This window comes from Vibrio sp. 10N.286.51.E5 (genome assembly GCF_041469125.1).
In the GTDB taxonomy this organism is placed as follows: domain Bacteria; phylum Pseudomonadota; class Gammaproteobacteria; order Enterobacterales; family Vibrionaceae; genus Vibrio; species Vibrio crassostreae_C.
Window position 1 is genome coordinate 36,580 of record NZ_JBFRJZ010000037.1, and the last position, 22,757, is coordinate 59,336.

Sequence of the window (22,757 nt, forward strand, 5' to 3'; positions counted from 1 at the left end):
TGGTCGTCATGACCGTGTTCTGCATGGTCATGGCCTTCATGGTCGTCATGATCGCCTTCTAAGGTGTTTGCCACTGACTTGAACTTCAGAGTACAACTCGCATTGTTAAAACTAAACAGCTCTTCTGGCTTGTTTAATTGTGCGATAGCCTGCTCAAACACTTTCTTCTGTTCTGCAGTTTCTGGAGCATGTTCAAACCCAACCACATCCGCGCCTGGAGCTGTTACTTCAACAAGCAGTTCTTGCCCATCTTGCGCGATGTTTACTTCAACTTGACCATGTACGTGTGCATCATGAGAGCGGAACTCTTCGTTAGCTAGAACATTTGTAGAGACAGTCATGCCGATAACAACGGCTAAAATAGTAGGTTTCATGTTTTTTTCCTGAATAAAGGTTAATTAAAAAGTAGTGGTAATTAAGCGATATTTACAGGAGGTGAGCGTGCCAAATAAGCGAAATATAGCCGCTGTAGTGAAGTTACTGACTCTGTGATAGCGACAGTAAATTCCGAATGGAACTCTGGAATCTGTGGTAGTGAGTGCGCTGTGATGAACTGATTAAGCGAAAACAGCTCACAATGGTGTGAGGTGTGGTGCTCTGGTGCGATATCCACGATGTGTGTTGCGGCTAACACGCTTAACATGAGCATAAGCCCAAGCAAGAAGCCTGTTTTTCGTTTCACATTGTTGGGTGTGTTTTGCCACATCAGGATGATTAACCACAGAATTAAAAAAGGATACTGTTATAATATAACAATATCCTTTGGTTAGGTCTCGAAAAAGACGCGAATATCTTATTAAAGACTCGCTTTAATCAACTCAATGACTTGAGTGACTTCTGATTCGTTTAATGCACCTTCTTTTACAAACAAGATTTTACCTTGCTTGTCTTGAACGATAATCGCTGAACTTTCTTCTTTTAGAGCCCATGATGACGCAACGGCGCCGTCTTCATCTAGGACCATAGAAGACCATGGAAATTCTTCTTTGCTGCTTTCGGCTGATGACTTAACAAAAGACCCAGTCCCCCAAATCGCATCATCTTGGTTGATGATGGTGGTGGTTTGGTAGCTGTCTTCTGAGAACTTCGATGCGGTAATGGCTGCCATCAGTGGTGCGTTGAGCTCTTTAGAGCTGCTGCGGCCAGCGATAGCTTGAACGACGCGAACTTTACCTAGAAGATCATTGGTTGCCCAAGCTTGATATCCAGTATTTCCGTCGTTTAGAACAATCTCACCATAGTTACTCACATCGACGGCAGGCAGGGTAGCGCCTACTGATAGGTTGTGAGCATTGGCGAAGAGTGGAGAGGCTGCGGCTAGAAAAGCCAGTAGAGTTTTGTTTTTCATTATATTTTTGTTCCGCTTATTGGTTTGCACAGGAAGTATAATATGAAATTTGAAAAATGCCTCTTTAACTTTTTTATCGTACGACGTAGAAAGAAGTTGCAGGCTTGTTACCAAAAGGTATAATGCATCAATATCGAGATGAACAATAGATTATCTTGCTGTTTGCTAAAGGAATTAGCGATTAAATGTGCTTTGAACAGCGACGCTGTTCAGGTATGTGACTGTAGTACTCAAATGGAATTGAGGTTGTATTATGTTAAGAAAATTTTCTACTTACCGTCCACATCAGGTGGCGCGTTTCGTTAAAGTCCTGTTCAAAGGCCAATTTGCTATTGAAGGTGTTGGAGAGTTTCGCTTCGACCAAGGCAAGGTGCTTCTTCCTGAAGTTTCAGACAAACAAAAGCTCACTATTTTTAAAGAAGTTAACGGCACGATTGCAGCGTTGCCGGTGTAACTGCGCTTTATCGATTTGTTTGCACTGAATAGATTAACAATGAAAAGGGCTTCCTAATTAATGGAAGCCCTTTTTTAATGCGTGTCGTTCTCGCTGGTATGTCGAACGGCACTTTATTGTGGAGGGAAGCAGACACCTGTTCCACCCAACCCGCAATACCCATTCGGATTTTTAGCCAGGTATTGCTGGTGGTAGGTTTCTGCGAAAAAATATTTTCCAGCAGGCAGAACTTCCGTCGTGATCTCGTTGCCTAAAGATTCAGTCATTGCTCGTTGATATTCACGTTTAGAGTGCTCAGCGATAGATTGTTGTTCTTCACTGAAGGTGTAAATCGCAGAACGGTACTGAGTTCCTAAATCGTTGCCTTGGCGCATTCCTTGAGTTGGGTCATGACGCTCCCAAAAGGTCTCAAGTATTCGAGCTAGAGAGGTTTGTTCACTATCAAATATGACACGAACGACTTCGGTATGGCCGGTTTGCCCAGTACATACTTGTTCATAAGTGGGATTAACTGTGTATCCGCCAGAGTAACCAACGGATGTTGAAATAACGCCATCCAATTGCCAAAACAAACGCTCAGCTCCCCAGAAGCATCCCATACCAAACAGGACTTCTTGTTGAGAGTCCGTAGGCGCATCGAGCAGGTCGGTTTGATTGACGAAATGGCGCTCAGTGATTCGAATTGGGTCAGCATTTCCCGGTAGTGCGGTTGCTGCAGAAACCAGTTGTTGTTTGTTTAGCATGTTATATTCCTTTTCGCATACGTTTACCGCGCTGGCTTTTATTTAACGTGGGTTCATATTAACTGTTGGTCAATATTGAATAAGTCTTTAAATTAGACCGTGTTATTCCAGGATTTATTACAGACTCAATGCCTATTTAGCGGTATTATTTCTTTTCACTTATTAACGTATTGATAACTTCTTCACCAATTAAACATGATAAGAAAAACTTTACCAGTTCTGATTGGCACTCTATTGTCATCGACGCTCGCTTTCGCTGACGTTTCCCTTGAAATCAAAGGGCTAGATGGAGCGCTTGAGGATAATGTTGATGCTTATCTGAGTGCGATCCCTGAAGAAGAGTATTCGGTTTCACTAAGATTCCAATCCCGCTTGGAATCTATGATTAAAGAAGCTCTGAATGCGTTAGGCTACTACCACCCTAAAATCACATTTACTCACTCCGAAGATGATACCGAAATGACCGTTACGGTTGAGCCGGGAGAGCCTGTTGTTATTTATACTTCAGATATCGTTCTGACGGGTGAAGCCAAAGATGACCCAGACTTTTTAGCCTTGATAGCGAAGAGTAGCTTGTCTAAAGGTTCGACTCTGAATCATGGTAATTATGACTCTTTGAAATCGTCGATCCGCAACCTTGGCTTAGCGAAAGGCTACTTCGATGGTGCTTATGATCTTAGTAAGCTAGAAGTCGCTCCTGAATTGAACCGCGCTTATGTTCGTCTTCATTATAACAGTGGTATCCGCTATCACTTTGGTACTACTCAGGTTACTGGTAGCCAGATAGAAGAAGATAAGGTGCAGTCACTTAAACCATTTGAGGATGGCGAACCTTACTCAATCACCAAAGTCGGTGAGTACAACCAAAACCTGTCCAATACGGATTGGTTCTCCTCGGTATTTGTTGAACCAGATTTAAGCCAGTTAGGCGAAGGCCGAGAGATCCCGATGAAGGTTAGCCTTGCTCCGCAAGCTCGTAACCAAATCGAAACTGGTATCGGTGTATCCACCGACCTTGGCGTAAAAGGCACTCTGAAGTGGAAAAAACCTTGGGTTAATGAACAAGGCCATAGCTTCAATAGCAGCCTGTCGATTTCTAAACCTGAACAGACGATTACCGCTACCTATAAAATCCCTCTGGATGACGTACTGAACGACTACTATCAAGTTAAGTACGGTATGAAAAACTTGGATAATCGTGATACCAAGAGTTTGGAGTCAAACTTAGCGCTAGAAAGATATTGGCGACTGGATAACGGTTGGCAACGCACGGTCTTCATTCGATACTTGGTCGAAAACTATGAGCAAGGTTTGCAGGATGATTTAGCGCAATTTGTGCTGCCGGGTATCTCTTTCTCACGCACTCGAACGCGAGGCGGTTCGATGCCGATGTGGGGCGATAAACAAACCATTATGGTTGAAGCGGGTGATGATACCTTGTTATCTGAAACTAAGGTTGTTCGTTTTCAAGGTCAAACCGCTTGGATTCGAAGCATTGGCGACAATCACCGAGGCTTAACTCGACTTCAATTTGGCGGCAACTTTGCCGATGAGTTTGATAAGCTATCTCCCTCCCTAAGATTCTTTGCTGGTGGTGACAATAGCATTCGTGGTTATGGTTATGAGTCGATCTCTCCTCGAGATGAAAGTGGCGCACTAACGGGTGCCAAATTCATTGCAACCAGCTCGTTTGAATACCAATACCGCTTGGTTGGAAACTGGTGGGGCACAGCATTCTACGACATTGGTGATGCCTTCAATGATAAACCTGAATGGAAACATGGTACCGGCGTCGGGGTTCGTTGGGCGTCGCCCGTCGGCCCTGTGAGCTTAGATTTTGCTTGGGGTCTAGATGCAGCAAAAGGTGATGAGTTCCAGTTACACTTTAGTTTAGGGCCAGAATTATGATCAAAGTGATGGGCAAGTGCATCAAGTGGACGTCGATCTCATTGACGTCTATTTTGCTGTTGTTGATAGCCTTGCTAGGTTTTGTTTTGTTCACCAATCCAGGGTTGAACACTGTGTTGTGGGGCGCTGAAAAAGCGTTGCCACAGCTTAAAGTGGAAAGCACTAAAGGGGCTCTGTTCCCGAGCTTTACGCTTAATAATGTTCAGTTTAAAGATGACAGCCTGCATATAGACACCAAAGTTCAAAAGCTGAACTTGGCGATTAATCCTCGCTGTCTGCTCGACCCTAAGTTGTGTGTCGATCGTTTAGCGATTCAAGGATTGGACTTCGCATTTACTGAACTGCCTCCGGCCTCTACAGAAGAAACAGAACCTACTCCGCCCGTAACATCGGTAAAAACACCGTTGCCAATCGTAATCAACCGTATCGCTTTGTCTGATATCAAGTTGAATATCTTAGGGCATGAAATTGAATGGAGCTTGTTCTCTACGGCTTTGAGTATGCAGGGCGAAAAGCTAACTGTATCGCCAACCTTATTCAATGATCTTAAGGTTAAACTCGCTGAGTCGACAGAAGAACCGCAAGCAGAAAAGGTTGAGCCAAAAGCTGCCGTTAAAACGGCTATCGAATTGCCGGAAGTCTGGATTCCTCTGCAGGTTGTGTTGGAGCGTTTTGACCTCAACCGTTTCACCTTAGAACAAGAAACACCAATCGTTGTTAACCACCTTGGGCTAGAAGCTCGCGCGGGCAAACACACGGTTGATGTTTCAACTCTCGAACTCGATATGCCACAAGCAAGCGCCAATCTAACCACGAAGGTTGAGCTCAAGGGCGGTTACCCGCTAGAACTTTCTTTGGATGCGTTGGTGAAAGAAACCGACCTTGTTGGGCAGAAGTTGTCTCTGAAAGCACAAGGCAGCGTGGCTAAGCTAAACCTAGACTCCCAATTTTCTGAGCTGATTGAGGCAAAGTTGTCTGGGGATATTCACCCCTTAGAACCGACTCTGCCATTTGACCTTCTTTTAGAGGGCGGACAAGCACAGTGGCCCCTTACCGGAAAAAGCGATTACCAAGCGACAATTGAGCAATTTAAAGCTGATGGCTCACTAGATGGTTTTAATGTTCTTCTTAAAGGTGAAGCCGATGGTAAGGAAATCCCTGAATTAGCCATCGATCTACAGGGTAAAGGCACGACGGAACAAATTGTTCTCGAGCGTCTAAAGCTCAACACGCTAGGCGGTGAGCTTAACGGTGTCGTTAAAGCGAACTGGAAGAGTCTCGTTAACTGGCAAGCTGACGTGACACTCAAAGATATTCAACCGGGTCTGCAGTGGCCAGAAGCTGAGGGCAACATTAGTGGAAACATCGTCACCTCAGGTGAGTTGACTGAAGCGGGCGGCTGGGCGATTGAACTGCCTAAATTGGATATTGAAGGGATCTTGCGAGAATACCCTCTGGATATCGAAGGTCAGTTGTCAGCGTCGGATCGCAGCGCGAGCGGTGAACCAAAACTGAAAACCAGTGGTTTGAGCTTAGCTCACGGTGTTAACTCGATTAAGGCTCAGGGTGAGCTTGATAAGAAATGGGACATGGGTGTTGAGATTCACTTCCCTGAGCTTGTAAAAAGCGTCCCTGATTTGAAAGGTAAAGTGATTGGTAACATCCAGCTCAGTGGTCCAACGAAAAAGCCTGAAGTCGATCTCGCTCTAAATGTGGATAAGGTAGATTGGAATAACGAAGCAACACTAGAATCCTTGTCGCTTAATGGTTCTGTGGTTCCTCTGCCATTGCCTGAAGCTCAAGCTGATCTTGAATTAAAAGCTAACAACCTAACCTATCAAGATCAGAGCGTAAAAAGCATTGATCTCACGGTGAGTGGTGGTGAGAAGAAACACACAGTGACACTTGATGTGATATCCGACATCGTGTCTACAAGCTTAGCTATTTCCGGAGAGTTGATTCAAAAGCCTTCTCTTATTTGGTATGGATCGTTAGACAGAGTCAAAATCACCACTCAGCAAGGCCCTTGGGTGTTAGATCAACCTGTCGCGATAAATGCGGATGTTGATAAACAGTTTGCCGATGTTCAAGCGCACTGTTGGAAACAATCGGGTTCGAGCGTGTGTTTGGATGAAGACGTTCGTGTCGGAAAATCGGGTGAGGCCAAGGTAGCCATCAATCAATTCGATTTCGAGCAGATTAAAGCCTTTGTGCCTAAAGAGACGCAATTACAGGGCTTAGTCAATGCGACTGCTCATGCAAAGTGGTCTGAACAAGATGAGCCTGAAGTCACGGTAAGCGTTGATATGCCGAAAGGTCAGGTTGTTCAACAAGTGGGTGAGCCAATCACACTGGGTTGGGAAAGCGTTGCATTGAATGCCCAACTGAAAGACAACAAACTGGATGCCGATTTTAAGTTGGATGTTTCCGACAATGGTGACCTGTCTGGCACGGTGTCGTTACCGGATATTCTTGCCGAAGACAAAATGGTCGATGCGGCAATTAAGCTGACCACGTTCCATCTTGATTTCTTACAACCAATTCTAGGTGAATACAGCTTATTGAAAGCCGACCTTGAGAGTGATCTTCAAGTTAAAGGCTCTCTGATGCACCCTCAAGTCTTTGGTCAATTCTCTGTTGATGGTATTCAAGTCAAAGGCGATGTTACGCCTGTTGATGTGAAAGATGGCCGCATCGACCTCGACTTTGATGGTTATAGTGCAAAACTGGATGCGAATGTCGAAACACCTGATGGTCACCTTGATATTGAGGGAACCGGAGATTGGCAAGATCTTAAAGCATGGCATTCGAACGTTAGAGTTTTCGCTGATGAGTTGATGGTTGATATCCCACCGATGGTTAAGGTGAAGGTCGTACCTGATATGACTATTGATGTCACACCAGATCTGGCGAAAATCACCGGTGATATTGCATTACCATGGGGACGAATTGTTGTTGAAGATTTACCACCGTCAGCGGTTGGCGTCTCTTCTGATCAGGTTATTTTGAATAAAGATCTAGAGCCAGAAAACGAAGATACGAATCCATTCAATGTGATGACGAATATTAATATCTCCATTGGTGATGACTTTAAACTGTCTGCCTTCGGTCTTGAAGGTGATTTGGTCGGTAAGCTCAACGTGGCTCAAAAAGACCAAGGTCCATTTATTACAGGTGAAGTGAACATCGTCGATGGTACTTATCAATCATTCGGGCAAGACCTCTTGATTGAAGAGGGTAAGATCCTAATGAATGGACCACCGGATCAGCCATACGTAGCCATCAACGCGATTCGTAATCCTGATAATACTCAGGATGACGTGACCGCTGGTATTCGAGTGACTGGCCCTGCGACAGAGCCTACCATCGAGATTTATTCTGACCCAGCGATGCCACAAGCGAACGCACTGTCTTATATTTTGCGTGGCCAAGATATCGACGGTGAGTCGAGCGGTTCGATGACAACGACTTTAATCGGTTTGAGTTTAGCGAAGAGTGGTAAGGTTGTTGGTGAAATCGGTGAAGCCTTTGGTGTAAAGGACTTGCAACTGGATACTGCAGGCTCTGGCGATGACTCTCAAGTGACGGTAAGTGGTTACATCCTGCCTGGCTTACAGGTGAAGTATGGTGTGGGTATCTTTAACTCGTTAGGTGAGTTTACCGTTCGTTATAGATTGATGCAGGATCTCTATGTTGAAGCTGTTTCTGGCCTAGACAGTGCTGTGGATCTTCTCTATCAATTTGAGTTCGAGTAGAGCCGTATGGGAGGGCATATGCAGCATCTTGTTTTTGTCTATGGAACCTTGAGGCAAGGTCAGTCCAATCACCATTATTTGCAGGGCTGCGATTTATTAGGGCAGTTTGATACACCTAAGGAATACGCACTTTTTGATTTAGGTGCCTATCCGGCGATGATTTTGGGAAAGAAAAGTGTCGCTGGTGAGGTCTATATCATTAACGACGAAATTTTAGAGTCGCTCGATCGGCTAGAAGATGTTCCTGTTGAGTATCGTCGCGAGCAAATAGAGACTATATTTGGATTAGCATGGGTATATTTGTATCAGCTTGATCTAACAGCTAATAAAGAAATACTTTCGGGTAACTGGTGTCAGCGGAACAATGATTCCTAACTAGTTAATCACCTTACGAGACAACAAAAAGCCAGCACTGAGGTGCTGGCTTTTTAATAGCGTTAGTTTGAGAATGAAATGAGAGGGTTACTCAGGGTTCAGCTCAAGAAACTCTTCTACTTTACGTACCATTTTTGTTGAACCAACGAAGAAAGGCACACGTTGGTGTAGCTCAGTTGGTTTGATATCCATGATACGCTGTGCACCGTCTGATGCAATACCGCCAGCTTGCTCCATAAGGAAAGCAATAGGGTTGCACTCGTAAAGCAGACGCAGTTTACCTTGAGGGTGACTTTGCGTGCTTGGGTACAAATAGATGCCGCCTTTCAAAAGGTTACGGTGGAAATCTGATACTAGAGAACCGATGTAACGTGATGTGTAAGGGCGGTTGTCGCTTGGCTCATTTTCTTGGCAGTACTTGATGTACTTCTTAACACCCGTAGGGAAGCGGATGTAATTACCTTCGTTGATTGAGTAAATCTTACCTTCGTCTGGAATCATCATGTTTTCATGAGATAGGCAGAAGGTACCCAGTGATGGGTCGTAGGTGAAGCCATTTACGCCAGCACCTGTTGTGTATACAAGCATGGTTGAAGAACCGTAAATCACGTAACCCGCGGCTACTTGCTTGTGTCCTGGCTGTAAGAAATCTTCTTGTGTTGGTGGTGTACCGATCGGTGATACTCGACGGTAGATAGAGAAAATTGTACCAACCGATACATTTACATCGATGTTTGATGAGCCATCTAGTGGATCCATCAGTACAACGTATTTTGCGTTTTTGTTGAGCTCTTTATTGAAGGCGACAGCTTCGTCTTCTTCTTCACTTGCAACACCACAAACTTGGTCACGGGCTTCTAGAGCCGCTTTAAATTTGTCGTTCGCGTAAAGGTCTAGCTTTTGCTGCTCTTCACCTTGCACGTTGTCTGTACCAACAGCGCCAGTGATGTCGACTAGGCCAGCCTTGTTGATCTCACGGTTAACAATTTTTGCAGCAAGTCGAATAGACGACAAAAGGGATGATAGATCACCGCTTGCATGGGGGAAGTCACTCTGTTTCTCAACAATGAACTCACCAAGGGTGCGCATCTCAGACATGTTATTTCCTTAAACTTCTCTCAATATTAGGGGGGATTTGAGCACTGTAGATTCGGCCTCTTGAGTGGGCTTTATTCATCTAGACGCTTACCTAAATTCTAAAGGTTAGATCTTTTTAATGGTAATGAACTAAGCGACACAGATCTCACTTACTATGTCGACTCAATTTGTTTTGCATTGCTGCTCGCTTTTAATCGCCATTTAATGATAATGAGTGCAAGCCGTTTTAATTAGGCACTGTTTATTTAGCCAAGCGTTTGGAAGCAATTTATGCATATTCATATCTTAGGAATTTGTGGCACCTTCATGGGTGGTGCTGCGGTATTGGCTCGTCAATTAGGTCACAAGGTTACGGGTAGCGACGCGAATGTTTACCCACCAATGAGCACCTTGTTGGAATCACAAGGGATTGAAATTATTGAAGGGTTCGACCCTAGCCAATTAGAACCAAGGCCAGATCTCGTGGTTATCGGTAACGCAATGAGCCGCGGTAATCCGTGTGTTGAGTATGTGTTGGATAACAACCTTAGATACACCTCTGGTCCTCAGTGGTTGCAAGAGTTCTTACTGCATGACCGTTGGGTGTTAGCGGTATCGGGAACGCACGGTAAGACCACGACATCAAGCATGTTGGCTTGGATCTTGGAAGACTGTGGCTATGCACCGGGCTTCTTAGTTGGCGGAGTGTTGGGTAACTTTGGTATCTCTGCTCGCCTTGGTGAAAGCATGTTCTTCGTGGTAGAAGCCGACGAATACGACAGTGCTTTTTTCGATAAACGATCTAAGTTCGTTCATTACCACCCAAGAACCTTAGTGATGAATAACCTAGAGTTTGATCATGCGGACATCTTTGACGATCTTGAAGCGATTAAGCGACAATTTCATCATTTGGTGCGTACTGTGCCAAGCAATGGTCGCATTTTCTCACCTAAGCAAGACAGCGCTATTGAAGATGTTCTAGCTCGCGGTTGCTGGAGTGAAACTGAATCGAGTGGCGAGCAAGGCGACTGGGATGCCAAGAAACTGGTCAAAGATGGCTCTCAATTTGAGGTTTACTTCCAAAATGAATGTGTTGGAACCGTAAATTGGGATTTAGTGGGCGACCACAACGTAAATAATGCTTTGATGGCGATTGCAGCTGCACGTCATGTGGGCGTGACACCTGACCTTGCTTGTGAATCACTAGCTACCTTTATTAATACTAAGCGCCGTTTGGAGTTTAAAGGCGAGGTGGCAGGTGTGTCTGTTTATGATGATTTTGCTCATCACCCAACGGCGATTGAACTTACGCTCGGCGGCTTACGTAATAAGGTCGACTCGAAAAAAATCATTGCCGTTTTAGAGCCTCGTTCCGCCACCATGAAACGTGGTGTGCATAAAGAAACCTTGGCTGATTCGCTTAAACAAGCGGATTCTACCTACTTATTCCAACCGGATAACATTGATTGGTCAGTTCAAGATGTTGCAGACGCTTGTCACCAACCGGCACACGTGAGTGATGACATGGATGCATTCGTTGCTAAAATTGTCTCAGAGGCACAAGCTGGCGACCAAATTTTGGTAATGAGTAATGGTGGCTTTGGTGGCATTCATCAAAAACTGTTGGATGGATTGGCACTCAAAGGCTAACGGCATCCACGACCTTATAATTTGAAGTAATTGAGAACATGACAAAACACGATAAAGCGATAACCCTTGCTTTCACTGGCGCATCCGGTGCGCCTTATGGCCTGCGTTTACTTGAATGCCTTTTGGCAGCCGATTATCAGGTCTACTTGCTGATTTCATCGGCAGCGCGAGTGGTATTGGCGACCGAGCATGAACTTAAGTTACCTGCTGGGCCAGATGCGGCGAAACAAGCTTTGGTTAAACATCTTGGCTGCGACCCTGAAAAGCTGGTGGTGTGTGGCAAAGATGATTGGTTCTCGCCGGTTGCCTCTGGTTCAGCAGCACCTAAACAGATGGTCGTTTGTCCATGTTCAGCGGGAAGCTTGGCTTCGATTGCTCATGGTCTATCAGATAACCTGATTGAGCGAGCAGCAGACGTAGTCATGAAAGAGCGAGGCCAATTGTTGTTGGTGGTTCGCGAGACGCCATTTTCGACGCTTCATCTCGAGAACATGCACAAACTTTCGACCATGGGCGTAACGATCATGCCTGCAGCTCCGGGTTTTTATCATCAACCCAAGTCAATTGAAGATCTGGTCGACTTTATGGTGGCGCGTATTCTAGATCACCTTGGTATCGAACAAGGTTTAGTGCCACGTTGGGGTTACGATCAACGTAATTGATCCAAACTTGATAGCTTATTGTTAAAAATCAAATTACAATTCTGAACACTCATCGGGGAGCGAACCATTCAAATAATGAATGCGAGCTGAGATCAAGCAGGTGCTTGGGACCCGTAAACCTGAACCAGATAATGCTGGCGTAGGAATTGAGTTAGGAACAACCTCTACCGTTCTCCTCCCTCAAACCTGTGCCGCTCAGACCATGGAGAGCGTCCAGTGAAATTCACATTAACTACCCTTGCTGTTACTACAGCTATTTCTTTTTCTGCCTTTGCCGCAGACAACACTTTGACTATATACACCTATGACTCTTTTGCTGCGGATTGGGGCCCTCGTCCTGCCGTTGAAAAAGCATTCGAAGAGAAGTGTGGTTGTGATGTGAATTTTGTCGCTCTAGAAGATGGCGTGTCTATTCTGAACCGTTTACGTCTTGAGGGCGGCAACAGCAAAGCCGATATCTTGCTAGGTCTCGACAACAACCTGATGGCTGAAGCGAAAGCGACGGGCTTATTGGCTGAGCATAATGTTGATACGTCATCGGTAACGCTTCCTAATGGTTGGAACGACAGCACTTTTGTACCCTATGACTTTGGCTACTTTGCTTTTGTTTACAATAAAGAGAAACTGGAAAACCCGCCGAAGAGCTTGAAAGAACTGGTTGAGCAGCGTGATGATCTTAAGGTCATCTACCAAGATCCACGTACATCAACACCAGGCCAAGGCATGATGCTTTGGATGAAATCAGTATACGGTGATGAAGCGACAGCAGCATGGAAGAAGCTTGCTCAGAAAACAGTGACTGTAACCAAAGGCTGGTCTGAAGCTTATTCTATGTTCCTAGAAGGCGAGTCGGATTTAGTGTTGTCTTATACAACGTCTCCGGCTTACCACATTATTGCAGAGAGCGATTCTAAGTATGCAGCAGCAAGCTTCGAAGAAGGGCATTACACTCAAGTGGAAGTGGCCGCTAAGGTTAAAGGCAGCAAGAACGAAAAGCTTGCTGATGAGTTTATGGCGTTTATCCTAAGTGATGAATTCCAATCGGCGATGCCAACAGGCAACTGGATGTACCCAGTGACCGATATTGAGCTTCCAAAAGGGTTCGAGCAACTTACGGTTCCTCAGAAAGCGCTAAGCTTTACGCCCGAAGAAATTGCAGCTAAGCGTAAGCCATGGATTCGTGAATGGCAGAGTGCACTTACTTTTTAATTTGCTTTTAAAAAATTAGCTTTCTAACTTTCTGTATTTAAAGGTTTGTTCGATGTTAACTGAGCGAACCATTTACGGTAAAAAATCAATCTATGATAAAGAAAACACCTAAGGTTGGGATTTGGGTAGCGATACTCATTACCGCCTTCGTGGTTTCAGCAGTTGGGGCATTGCTTAGCAATGCCCCTTCTCTTGATATCAGCCAAGTATGGTCCGATCCCTACTATTGGCATGTAACGAAATTCAGTTTTTATCAGGCGACACTCTCAACGGTGCTGAGTGTTGGCTTTGCTATACCTATTGCTCATGCGCTGTGTCGTAGACAATTTTTTGGACGCGCTTTGTTGTTAAGGCTGTTCGCGTCGACCTTAGTCCTGCCAGTGTTAGTGGGTGTATTTGGCTTACTTGCGATCTATGGCAATAGTGGTTGGTTAGCTAAGTTTTTGGCGAACTTCGATATTGAATTGCCATTTTCCATATACGGATTGAATGGTATTTTGCTGGCGCACGTTTTCTTCAACTTGCCTTATGCCAGTCGCTTACTTCTGCAAGCGTTAGATACCGTGCCTGCCGAGCAACACAAGCTTTGTGCTCACTTGGGTATGAGTCATTGGAACAAATTCAGATGGGTTGAATGGCCTCGCTTAAGACAGCAATTACCACATGTGTGTGGCTTAGTCTTCATGTTGTGTTTTACCAGCTTTGCTACCGTGATGGCGCTAGGCGGTGGACCTAAATCAACCACTATCGAGCTCGCTATTTATCAGGCGATTAAATTCGACTTTGACCTTCAAGCTGGTGCCTTGCTCGCGATATGGCAAATGCTGCTGTGTGGTGTGCTAGCGGTGAGCATTCAACGCCTATCGAAGCCTATTTCAGTGACGGCCAGTCAGCTGTCGGAAGAGAAATATTTGGTTAAGGACAGCTGGTGGTCAAAAGCTTGGGATAGCTTTTGGATCATCATAGTCTCAATGCTGGTATTGCCGCCATTAGCTATGGTTATCGTCAGTGGAATTAACTCACAGGCATTAACCGTACTCAGCAGCGAGCCGTTTTGGGCGGCGTTAATGACCTCGGTTAAAGTCGCGTCATTAGCAAGTGTTATCGCAGTTGGTATTGGTATCGCCATACTGCTGACTAGCCGAGCATGGCGTTTACAGAACAAGAATTTTCGAGCCGATAAAATCGAGCTGATTGGCACTATTATCTTAGTGACTCCGGGGCTGGTGATCAGTACGGGTATCTTCTTATTACTGCGTTCATTCACCGATGTATTCAGTTTAGCTTTCTTTATCGTGATTGCCGTCAACAGCTTAATGGCGCTGCCTTACGTAATTAAAACCCTAGCTCAACCTATGCTGCATTTGTCTCAGCAGTACCAGTATGTGTGTGCAAGCTTGGGTATGACAGGTTTCACGCGTTTTAGGTTAGTGGAGTGGCGAGCATTGCGTAAGCCGATGGCGCAAGCCTTCTCGATTAGCTTTATGTTGGCGATGGGTGACTTAAGCGCGATTGCTTTGTTTGGTAGCCAAGATTTTAGAACTCTGCCTTTGTACCTATTCCAATTGTTAGGCAGCTATCAAATGGAAGCGGCGGCGGTAGTTTCTGTGAGCTTACTGTTACTGAGTGTCGGCAGTTTTAGCTTAATAGAATTCTTATTTACTCGAAGATCTAAGCTCGATGCTAAAGAATTAAGGAACCGATGATGTTAGTGATGAAAGATGTGGATTACCATTATCACAGAGAGTTGTTTAGCTTTGATTTTCAAGCTGAGCAGGGCGATATTGTTGCGCTTATGGGGCCGAGTGGTGCGGGTAAGTCTACACTGTTGGCGCTAGTTGCTGGTTTCATCGAGCCTACATCGGGTGAGATATCAGTGGCTGGGCAGTCGCTTATTGGTAAAGAAGCACATCAGCGTCCGTTGGCGATGTTGTTTCAAGAGCACAACCTGTTTGCTCACCTTACGGTGCGAGAAAATATTGGTTTAGGTCTGCATCCAGGTTTAAAGCTTACTGCAACCCAAAAGCAAGCTGTGGAGCAAGCCGCAGCGCAAGTTGGCGTCGCTGAGTATTTGGATAGGTTGCCTGAGCACTTATCCGGTGGTCAACGCCAGCGTGTCGCGTTAGCGCGTTGTTTTGTCCAACCTCATGATATTTGGCTGCTTGATGAACCTTTCTCTGCGCTTGATCCTTTGCTGCGTGAAGAGATGCTTAGCTTAGTGAAGCGATTAGCGGCAGAGCGAAATATTACGGTCTTGATGGTGACTCACCATTTAGGTGACGCACGCAGTATCGCGAATAAGTTTGTGTTTGTGGCGCTAGGTAAGGTGTTGGTTGAAGACTCGATAGAGGCACTGACGGCGGATCATCCACAGACAGAATTAAGCTCATTTGTTAAAGCGGGTGAGTGACGACTCATCACTCCTGTGAGTATTTATTGATATTGAGTGCTTCTTGATATCGAGTACGTCAAAAACAAAAAGACCTAGCATGTGCTAGGTCTTTTATTCACTCTATGAGTAAAGCGAGATAACGATTAGTCTTCTAGCTTTAGCTCTTTTAAGATTTGGAAGATTTCACGAGAAGCCTTTGCTGGCTTGTTCGCTGATTTCTCTTTGTTAGCTTGGCGAGCTAGCTGACGAAGACGCTGACGGTCTGCTTCAGGGTACATTTCCATTACTTCTGAAATAGCCGCATCACCTTCAGCAACAACACGATCACGCAGTTGCTCAAGCTTGTGCAGTTCAGCGGTTGCTTGCGAGTGCTTGTTACGTACTTTATCCAAAGCCGCTTGAATTGGCTCAGGATCAACATTGCGCATTACTTTACCAATGTATTGAAGTTGACGGCGCTTCGCTTCATTTTTAAAGCGTTGTGCATCTTTAATCGCTTGTGCCAAATCTTCAGACAGAGGAAACTTGTCTAATACAGAAGGCTTCAGGGAAACAAGTTCTTCCCCCAGTTTTTGTAGCGCTTCCATGTCGGTTTTCATTTCTGTCTTACTTACCCAGATGATTTCTTCTTCTGGTTCCCATGGGGCTTTTTGGTTTTTGCGAGCCATCTTTTCTGCCTATGTCACTATCTCAAACGAATATATTGCCTATTTTAGCAAGAATCTTGGGGAGAAAGCGAAATTCTTGTTATCCTACGTAATATTGACCTACAAAATTAGAATAGATATGGATGTAAAACAGCAAGTCGCCCAGCAAAGAGTTGAGCTAGAAGCCGCAGTAGCAAAAGCGTTGGACATGGCCTCTGTGAGTGCCGACGCCGCTGAAGTTGCTATTACTAAGTCAACGGGTTTAAGTGTTTCAACACGTATGTGTGAAGTGGAAAACGTTGAATTTAATAGTGATGGTGCACTTGGTATTACTGTTTATCGCGGCCAGAAAAAAGGCAGCGCATCTACATCTGACCTGAGTGAGAAGGCGATTGCTCAAACCGTCGCGGCCGCACTTGATATCGCTCAGTACACTTCTGAAGACCCATTTGCCGGTCCTGCGGCAAAAGAATACATGGTAAAAGAAATTCCAGATTTGGATCTTTTTCACCCTGATGAACCAAACCCTGACTATGCCGCTGAGATTGCGATTGCTGCTGAGAAGCAAGCGTTAGCTTATAGCGATAAGATCAAACAGAGTGATGGCGCAAGCTACGACAGCCACTATGGCGTTAAGGTTTATGGTAACAGCCATGGCTTACTAGCAAGCTATGCTTCTAGTCGTCATAGCACGAGCTGCTGTGTAATTGGACAAGGCGCTAACGGTGAGATGGAGCGTGACTACAGCTACACCGTTGCACGTCACCGTGACGAGCTGTGGACGCCTGAGCGTGTAGGTCAAGAAGCTGCAGAAAAGACCATTAGCCGTTTGGATGCGAAAAAGCTACCAACAGGCCAGTACCCAATTATGTTCGCTAATGATGTGGCAACTGGCTTGATTGGTCACCTTGTTATGGCGATCAGTGGCGGTAACCTTTACCGCAAGTCGTCATTCCTATTGGATCATCTCGGTCAGAAAATCCTACCTGACTGGTTTAACATTTCTGAGCGACCACATATCTTGCGTGGTTTGGCTTCAAGCCCATTCGATAGCGAAGGTGTGTTCACTCAAGATCGTGAAATCATCACTGACGGTGTGCTAGCAACTTACCTACTAACGAGCTATGCCGCACGTAAGATGGATATGACGCCAACCGGTCATGCTGGTGGTATTCATAACTGGTTCGTTAAATCGACCGGTCAAAACTTTGAGCAGATGCTAAAAGAGTTGGGTACTGGCTTCCTAGTCACTGAAGTGATGGGCCAAGGCGTAAACACCGTAACGGGTGATTATTCACGTGGCGCTGCAGGTTTCTGGGTTGAAAACGGAGAGATCCAATACCCAGTATCAGAAGTAACAATCGCAGGTAACCTAAAAGACATGTTTACTCAGATTGTTGCTGTGGGTAACGACGTAGAAACACGTTCGCAAATTCAAACGGGTTCTATCCTGCTTGAGTCGATGAAAGTCGCGGGTGAGTAATTCAATTAAAGCGAATCTGATGAATTAAAAAAGGGAGCCGTGGCTCCCTTTTTGTTTTCTGTATTTCGCCAAAATTGGCTAACTGCTTATGCTAACTAGATCAGTATGGTCGCTAAGCCTAGGAACACCGATAGGCCAATAACATCGGTTACTGTGGTCAGTGCCATACCGCCAGCAAGGGCTGGATCGATATTCATCTTCTTCAACATCACTGGGATAGTTACACCAGCAATACCTGCGACAATCAAGTTGGTCATCATCGCCGCTGAGATGATGCCTCCCAGTATCCAGTTACCTTTCCAAGCCACCACGATACCACCAATGATAACGGCCCATAGAACGCCGTTTAGGAAGCCGATGGCTGCCTCTTTGAGTAGCAGTTCGCGTTTGTTACTGTCACCGATATGACCGAGTGCCAAACCACGAATCACCAGAGCAACGGTTTGGTTACCCGCAACACCCCCCATCGAAGGCACGATAGTCATCAGAACCGCAATCGCTGCCATTTGATCGAGCGTTGCTTCAAACATGTTTGATACAGATGCTGCCGCCAGTGCTGCGAGTACGTTAGCACCAAGCCACACACTACGACGACGAGCAGATTTTACGACCGGTGCGAAGGTATCTTCGTCATCGTCCATACCCGCCATACTCATCATTGAGTGTTCGGCATCTTCACGGATAACATCAACCACGTCATCGATGGTGATACGACCAACAAGGTGCTGGTTACTATCGATGACAGGCGCAGAAACCCAGTTACGACGTTCAAACAGGCTCGCGATATCTGACGCACTGGTTTCTACCGCGATCGCTTCGTCGGCATCATCCATCACTTCTGAAACAGGGACATCAGGTTGAGTCGTTACTAGCGTGGTAAGTGATAGGTTACCGATAAGACGTTCTTCTTCATCAATAACATACAGAGCATCAGTTGCATCCGGCAGTTCGCCACGCATACGCATGTAGCGCAATACAACGTCAACATCGACATCACCACGAATCGTGATTACGTCGGTGTTCATGATCGCACCCGCTGAATCTTCAGGGTACGACAGGGCAGTTTCAACTAATGCACGATCGACGGAGTCCATTTGAGAAAGGACTTCGCGAGAAACATCGTCGGGTAGGCTTCGAAGTACGTACGCGACGTCATCGGTTTCCATACCTTCGGTTGCTTCTGCCAAGGTCTCAGGTGCCATTTTCGACACAAGAGCATCTTTGACGTCTTCGTTTAGTTCATCAAGAATTTCACCGTAGTCTTCAGGATCGGTGAGTTGCCAGAGTACGTCACGACTTTTGCGAGGGGAGGCTTCTAAAAGGTGTGCAATATCTTCAGGCTCCATGTCCTGAAGTTGTCGGCGTACGTGAACAAATCGGCCGTTTTCTAGGGCTTCGCTGACTTCTTGGAGGGTTTGGTGAGCTTGGTCGAATTCTAATTGCTCTGCCATATTTTCCTCCTATCTCATTATTCTAACAATGGTTGGAATAGTAACTTAATTCTGGGGCTTATTTAAATCATAAACTTAGATAGAACTAAGATTTAATATTGGTTGGTTCGTTGTTTGAGTCTTAGGCGTTGTGAGTGAAGCGTTTTCGCTACTCACCCTCATCAAACTTGTCTTCAATGAGATGACAGACGGCATCCAGTGCTTGCTGTGAATCGGTACCTGCAGCTTGAATCGTAATATGTTGCCCTTGCGCTGATTCCAGCATAAGTAACCCCATTACGCTGTCTGCTGTTGCTGTTTTATCTTCTTCGCTATGGATAGTGATGGTTGCATCAAAGCTTTGTGCAAGCTCAACCAACTTTACGGCTGCTCTAGCGTGAAGACCCAAGCGATTTTGGATCAGTACAGTTCGAGTTAATTCCATGGTTAGCCCTGTTGGTGCTTCTCTAGGGAGGCGTGTCTGATTTGAACTTGATGGCCAAGTTGCTCAAAGTACTCACCAATTTTCTGGGTTAGATAAACCGAGCGGTGTTTGCCGCCAGTACAGCCAATCGCGACCGTTAGGTAACTGCGATTGTTCTTCTCTAACATTGGTAACCACTGTTCAACAAAGCCTTGGATCTGTTGCTTGAGTTCCAGAACTTCTGAGTGTTCTTCTAGAAAGGAGTGAATTGGTGCATCTAGCCCGGTTAGTGGTCGTAGTGCAGGTTCCCAGTGAGGGTTCGGCAAAAAGCGAACATCAAACACGTAGTCGGCATCACTTGGCAAGCCATACTTAAAACCGAAAGATTGAAAGACGATGATCAGCTCTTGCTTCTCTTTGCCTTCAACTTTAAATCGAACCTTTTCACTCAATTCGTAGAGGTTGCAGTCACTGCTGTCGATCACAATGCTGGCGTGCTCTGCGAGAGGTGTCAGAAGTGTCTTCTCTAAATCAATCGCTTGCTCAAGAGATAGCTTTTCTTGGCCAATTGATAAAGGGTGGATTCTGCGGGTTTCGCTGTAGCGCTTAAGGAGTGTCTGCTTGCTGGCATCGAGGAACAATACATCAACATCGATGTTTGTAGCTGACTCGAGTTGCTCGAGCGTGTCGGTGACTAACTGAGGCTCTTTCGGTAGGTTACGTATATCAATACTTACCGCAACGTTTTGGTTGCTTTCGCGTACCGATTCGACAAAGTTGTTGAGCAGGTTTACTGGTAGATTATCGACACAGTAATACCCCAAGTCTTCTAGGACTCGTAACGCAACACTTTTACCGGCCCCTGATTGGCCACTAACCACGATTAATCGCATGTTATTGCTCGCAAGTTGGCACTTGAATCATGATGTCGTAAAGCTCTTGATCGCTCTGAGCATTACGCAGCTGTTTAAGAGTCTGCTTGTCGTTTAGTCGTTCTGCCATACAAGAAAGGGTTTTTAGATGCTCTTTGCATTGTTCGCTAGGAACAAGCAGGGCAAATAGTAGGTCGACAGGACGATTATCAATCGCATCAAATTCGATAGGATCTTGGCATTGCAGTAATACAGCTATCGCTTTATCACTGACATTCATACGAGCATGGGGAATCGCGATACCATTACCAATACCGGTACTGCCCATCTTCTCACGGCTCAACATACACTCAAATAGCTCTGTTGAATCTTGACCGCAGCTCTCAGCTGCTATCTGGCTGATGAGCTCAAGGGCTCTTTTTTTGCTTGTGCATTGGACTGCACTTTTGGTGCAGTCCAATGAAAGTACTTCGCTTAATTGCATGTTAGTGACTACTTAGCTTTTCTTTGTGCTTGTTGAGTTGGCGGACGAGTTTATCAACCAATGAATCAATCGCGGCATACATGCTTTCATCTGTTGCTGTCGCATGGATTTCCCCCTGATTTATATGCAGGGTAGCTTCTGCGATTTGATTGATTTTCTCAACTTTTAAAACAACCTGAACGCTATTGATATGATCAAAGAAGCGCTCAAGTTTGTCGAATTTGGTGTGAACATAGTCTTGCATTGAATCGGTAAGATCAACGTGATGGCCTTGAATATTGATTTGCATAGACTTTCCTTTTCAGTTGGTTGCCTGATCATAGTTGCTAAGTAACTAGCGACTAAATGAGCTTATAGCAGGCGTTTACGCTGACTCGATGGGGCAATGCCCAGAGACTCACGGTATTTCGCTATGGTACGTCTAGCTACCTGAATTCCTTGGTCAGCCAGTAAAGCAGCAATCTTACTATCACTTAGAGGCTTCGCGGTATTTTCCGCTGCGACAAGCTTCTTGATGAGTGCGCGAATTGCTGTAGATGAACATTCACCGCCATTGTCAGTGCTGACATGGCTTGAGAAAAAGTATTTGAGCTCGAAGATGCCACGTGGCGTATGCATGAATTTTTGAGTCGTCACACGAGAGATCGTGGATTCGTGCATATCAACAGCTAACGCAACATCATTAAGAACCATTGGCTTCATCGCTTCTTCGCCATGTTCGAAGAAATCACGCTGATGTTCAACAATGCATCGCGCAACTTTGAGTAGCGTCTCATTTCGGCTCTCTAGGCTTTTAATTAACCACTTTGCTTCTTGCAAATTTGAGCGGATGTATTGATTGTCGGCGCTGTTGCCTTTACTGCCCAGATCAGCGTACTGCTGATTCACTTTCAACTTAGGCACGCTATCAGGGTTAATGGTCACTAACCATTTGCCAAGGTCTTTGAAGACAGATACATCTGGAACCACATACTCAGTTTCATCCGGAGTAATCTTACTGCCAGGACGAGGGTCCAGCTGTTGAATCAGTTGCAAAACTTCACGTAGTTCTGCTTCTTTCAACTTGGTCTCTTTGATAACCAGTTTGTAATCGCGATTGCCGAGTTGGTCGATATGGCTAGTAAGTACTAACTTAGCTTCGTTAAGCCAAGGCGTATCTTGGGGAAAGGTTGCCAGTTGCAGTAACAAGCAATCTTGCAGGTTGACTGAACCGACACCTAGCGGATCAAACTGCTGAATTCGTTTACGTACCGCTTCAATTTCATCAAGCTCGATCTCTTCATTGTCGAAGTTTTCAAGGATGTCTTCACAAGTTACAGTGAGGTAGCCGTAGTCGTCGATGGCATCGATTAATGCAAAAGCGATGCTTCGGTCGGTGTCAGTGAATGGCGTTAAGTCGAGTTGCCAAAGCAGGTAATCGTGCAGGCTTTGAGTGGTTTCGCCTTGATAAACCGGCATGTCGTCATCAATCGCAATACCCGTGTTACCGGTGTTCGCGCTGTAGACGTCTTCCCAAGTTGTGTCGATTTCTAGTTCGTTGCCAATCTCTGATTTTTCGATTAAGTCTGAGCTATCAGGTAAGTCTTGCTCTGTGGCTTCAACAGTTTCTTTTTCGTCACTGCTAGGTTTTTCTTCCGATGTTGGCGTATCTTCATTGCCTTCTTCGACATCGAGTAGTGGGTTAGATTCAAGTGCTTCTTGAATCTCTTGCTGCAAATCTAAAGTAGACAATTGCAACAAACGAATCGCTTGCTGCAATTGAGGAGTCATTGCTAACTGTTGGCCTAGCTTAAGTTGTAATGAGGGTTTCATTCAGTGTGACTTACCTAGTTATTATTCTTAGA

Annotated in this window: 22 protein-coding genes and 1 riboswitch; of the genes, 10 read left to right on the forward strand and 12 right to left on the reverse strand. The window is 45.4% G+C overall.

Annotated elements, in window-relative coordinates; genetic code table 11:
* From AB4161_RS13960 to AB4161_RS13970, 3 genes are all read right to left on the reverse strand, one after another.
* A partial coding sequence (locus tag AB4161_RS13960; RefSeq protein WP_372083493.1) for a DUF2796 domain-containing protein occupies positions 1-374 on the reverse strand: 374 nt, incomplete at its 3' end.
* Positions 375-415: 41 nt separating this feature from the next.
* Positions 416-706, reverse strand: a complete 291-nt coding sequence (locus AB4161_RS13965; protein WP_017063722.1) for a DUF2607 family protein — start codon at positions 704-706, stop codon at positions 416-418.
* Positions 707-796: 90 nt separating this feature from the next.
* Positions 797-1,348, reverse strand: coding sequence for a YtfJ family protein (locus AB4161_RS13970; protein WP_048605931.1), 552 nt, complete (start codon positions 1,346-1,348; stop codon positions 797-799).
* Positions 1,349-1,601: 253 nt separating this feature from the next.
* Here AB4161_RS13970 and AB4161_RS13975 point away from each other — a divergent pair, with 253 nt between their 5' ends.
* Positions 1,602-1,802 (forward strand): DUF1107 family protein, encoded by a 201-nt coding sequence (locus AB4161_RS13975; protein WP_019821424.1) that lies wholly within the window; start codon positions 1,602-1,604, stop codon positions 1,800-1,802.
* A 113-nt stretch (positions 1,803-1,915) separates the two neighbouring features.
* Here AB4161_RS13975 and msrA read toward each other — a convergent pair whose 3' ends face one another.
* Positions 1,916-2,545 carry a peptide-methionine (S)-S-oxide reductase MsrA gene (gene msrA / locus AB4161_RS13980; protein WP_048605928.1) on the reverse strand — a complete coding sequence of 210 codons (630 nt, stop codon included), beginning with the start codon at positions 2,543-2,545 and terminating at the stop codon, positions 1,916-1,918.
* A gap of 195 nt (positions 2,546-2,740) precedes the next feature.
* Between msrA and AB4161_RS13985 the strand changes: the two genes are divergently transcribed.
* From AB4161_RS13985 to AB4161_RS13995, 3 genes are read left to right on the forward strand one after another with little or no spacing between them, the layout of a single operon-like run.
* Positions 2,741-4,453, forward strand: coding sequence for an autotransporter assembly complex family protein (locus tag AB4161_RS13985; RefSeq protein WP_372083494.1), 1,713 nt, complete (start codon positions 2,741-2,743; stop codon positions 4,451-4,453).
* The gene (locus tag AB4161_RS13990; protein ID WP_372083495.1) at positions 4,450-8,208 is read left to right on the forward strand and encodes a translocation/assembly module TamB domain-containing protein; all 3,759 of its coding nucleotides are present in this window, start codon (positions 4,450-4,452) and stop codon (positions 8,206-8,208) included. The genes AB4161_RS13985 and AB4161_RS13990 overlap by 4 nt, the downstream gene beginning before the upstream one ends.
* 18 nt (positions 8,209-8,226) lie before the next feature.
* Complete coding sequence (locus AB4161_RS13995) at positions 8,227-8,583, forward strand: gamma-glutamylcyclotransferase (protein ID WP_017069403.1); 357 nt, start codon at positions 8,227-8,229, stop codon at positions 8,581-8,583.
* 87 nt (positions 8,584-8,670) lie between these two features.
* Here AB4161_RS13995 and fbp read toward each other — a convergent pair whose 3' ends face one another.
* Positions 8,671-9,681, reverse strand: a complete 1,011-nt coding sequence (gene fbp, locus AB4161_RS14000) for a class 1 fructose-bisphosphatase (RefSeq protein WP_017063728.1) — start codon at positions 9,679-9,681, stop codon at positions 8,671-8,673.
* 270 nt (positions 9,682-9,951) lie between these two features.
* On the opposite strand from fbp, the gene mpl reads away from it, so the two are divergent.
* From mpl to thiQ, 5 genes are all read left to right on the forward strand, one after another.
* A complete protein-coding gene (gene mpl / locus AB4161_RS14005) occupies positions 9,952-11,310 on the forward strand; it encodes a UDP-N-acetylmuramate:L-alanyl-gamma-D-glutamyl-meso-diaminopimelate ligase (protein WP_017071296.1) in 1,359 nt (452 codons plus the stop codon).
* A gap of 38 nt (positions 11,311-11,348) precedes the next feature.
* A complete protein-coding gene (locus tag AB4161_RS14010; RefSeq protein ID WP_016787846.1) occupies positions 11,349-11,972 on the forward strand; it encodes a flavin prenyltransferase UbiX in 624 nt (207 codons plus the stop codon).
* A 43-nt stretch (positions 11,973-12,015) separates the two neighbouring features.
* A riboswitch (TPP riboswitch) is annotated at positions 12,016-12,135 on the forward strand.
* Between the two features lie 53 nt (positions 12,136-12,188).
* Positions 12,189-13,181 carry a thiamine ABC transporter substrate binding subunit gene (gene thiB / locus AB4161_RS14015; protein WP_102320274.1) on the forward strand — a complete coding sequence of 331 codons (993 nt, stop codon included), beginning with the start codon at positions 12,189-12,191 and terminating at the stop codon, positions 13,179-13,181.
* A 92-nt stretch (positions 13,182-13,273) separates the two neighbouring features.
* Complete coding sequence (gene thiP / locus AB4161_RS14020; RefSeq protein WP_017058907.1) at positions 13,274-14,887, forward strand: thiamine/thiamine pyrophosphate ABC transporter permease ThiP; 1,614 nt, start codon at positions 13,274-13,276, stop codon at positions 14,885-14,887.
* Positions 14,887-15,591 carry a thiamine ABC transporter ATP-binding protein gene (gene thiQ, locus AB4161_RS14025; protein WP_017071293.1) on the forward strand — a complete coding sequence of 235 codons (705 nt, stop codon included), beginning with the start codon at positions 14,887-14,889 and terminating at the stop codon, positions 15,589-15,591. Before thiP ends, thiQ begins: the two co-directional genes overlap by 1 nt.
* Positions 15,592-15,716: 125 nt before the next feature.
* Here thiQ and yjgA read toward each other — a convergent pair whose 3' ends face one another.
* Positions 15,717-16,241 (reverse strand): ribosome biogenesis factor YjgA, encoded by a 525-nt coding sequence (yjgA, locus tag AB4161_RS14030; protein WP_102394283.1) that lies wholly within the window; start codon positions 16,239-16,241, stop codon positions 15,717-15,719.
* Positions 16,242-16,359: 118 nt separating this feature from the next.
* Between yjgA and pmbA the strand changes: the two genes are divergently transcribed.
* Entirely contained in the window at positions 16,360-17,703 is a 1,344-nt protein-coding gene (gene pmbA, locus AB4161_RS14035; protein WP_017058910.1) for a metalloprotease PmbA, read from the forward strand.
* Between the two features lie 95 nt (positions 17,704-17,798).
* On the opposite strand, the gene mgtE is transcribed toward pmbA, so the two are convergent.
* The 6 genes from mgtE to AB4161_RS14065 all read right to left on the reverse strand — a co-directional run bounded on the left by mgtE (position 17,799) and on the right by AB4161_RS14065 (position 22,725).
* Entirely contained in the window at positions 17,799-19,154 is a 1,356-nt protein-coding gene (mgtE, locus tag AB4161_RS14040; protein WP_017058911.1) for a magnesium transporter, read from the reverse strand.
* A gap of 148 nt (positions 19,155-19,302) precedes the next feature.
* A complete protein-coding gene (locus AB4161_RS14045; RefSeq protein WP_017066670.1) occupies positions 19,303-19,578 on the reverse strand; it encodes an HPr family phosphocarrier protein in 276 nt (91 codons plus the stop codon).
* Between the two features lie 2 nt (positions 19,579-19,580).
* Positions 19,581-20,450: an RNase adapter RapZ gene (gene rapZ / locus AB4161_RS14050; protein ID WP_017063735.1), complete on the reverse strand. Its 870-nt coding sequence runs from the start codon at positions 20,448-20,450 to the stop codon at positions 19,581-19,583.
* A gap of 1 nt (position 20,451) precedes the next feature.
* Positions 20,452-20,913, reverse strand: a complete 462-nt coding sequence (gene ptsN, locus AB4161_RS14055; RefSeq protein WP_004738707.1) for a PTS IIA-like nitrogen regulatory protein PtsN — start codon at positions 20,911-20,913, stop codon at positions 20,452-20,454.
* 1 nt (position 20,914) lies between these two features.
* Positions 20,915-21,202 carry a ribosome hibernation promoting factor gene (gene hpf, locus AB4161_RS14060; RefSeq protein WP_009847742.1) on the reverse strand — a complete coding sequence of 96 codons (288 nt, stop codon included), beginning with the start codon at positions 21,200-21,202 and terminating at the stop codon, positions 20,915-20,917.
* Between the two features lie 62 nt (positions 21,203-21,264).
* On the reverse strand, positions 21,265-22,725 hold the full coding sequence (locus AB4161_RS14065; protein WP_017058913.1) for an RNA polymerase factor sigma-54: 1,461 nt from the start codon (positions 22,723-22,725) through the stop codon (positions 21,265-21,267).
* Positions 22,726-22,757: the final 32 nt, after the last annotated feature.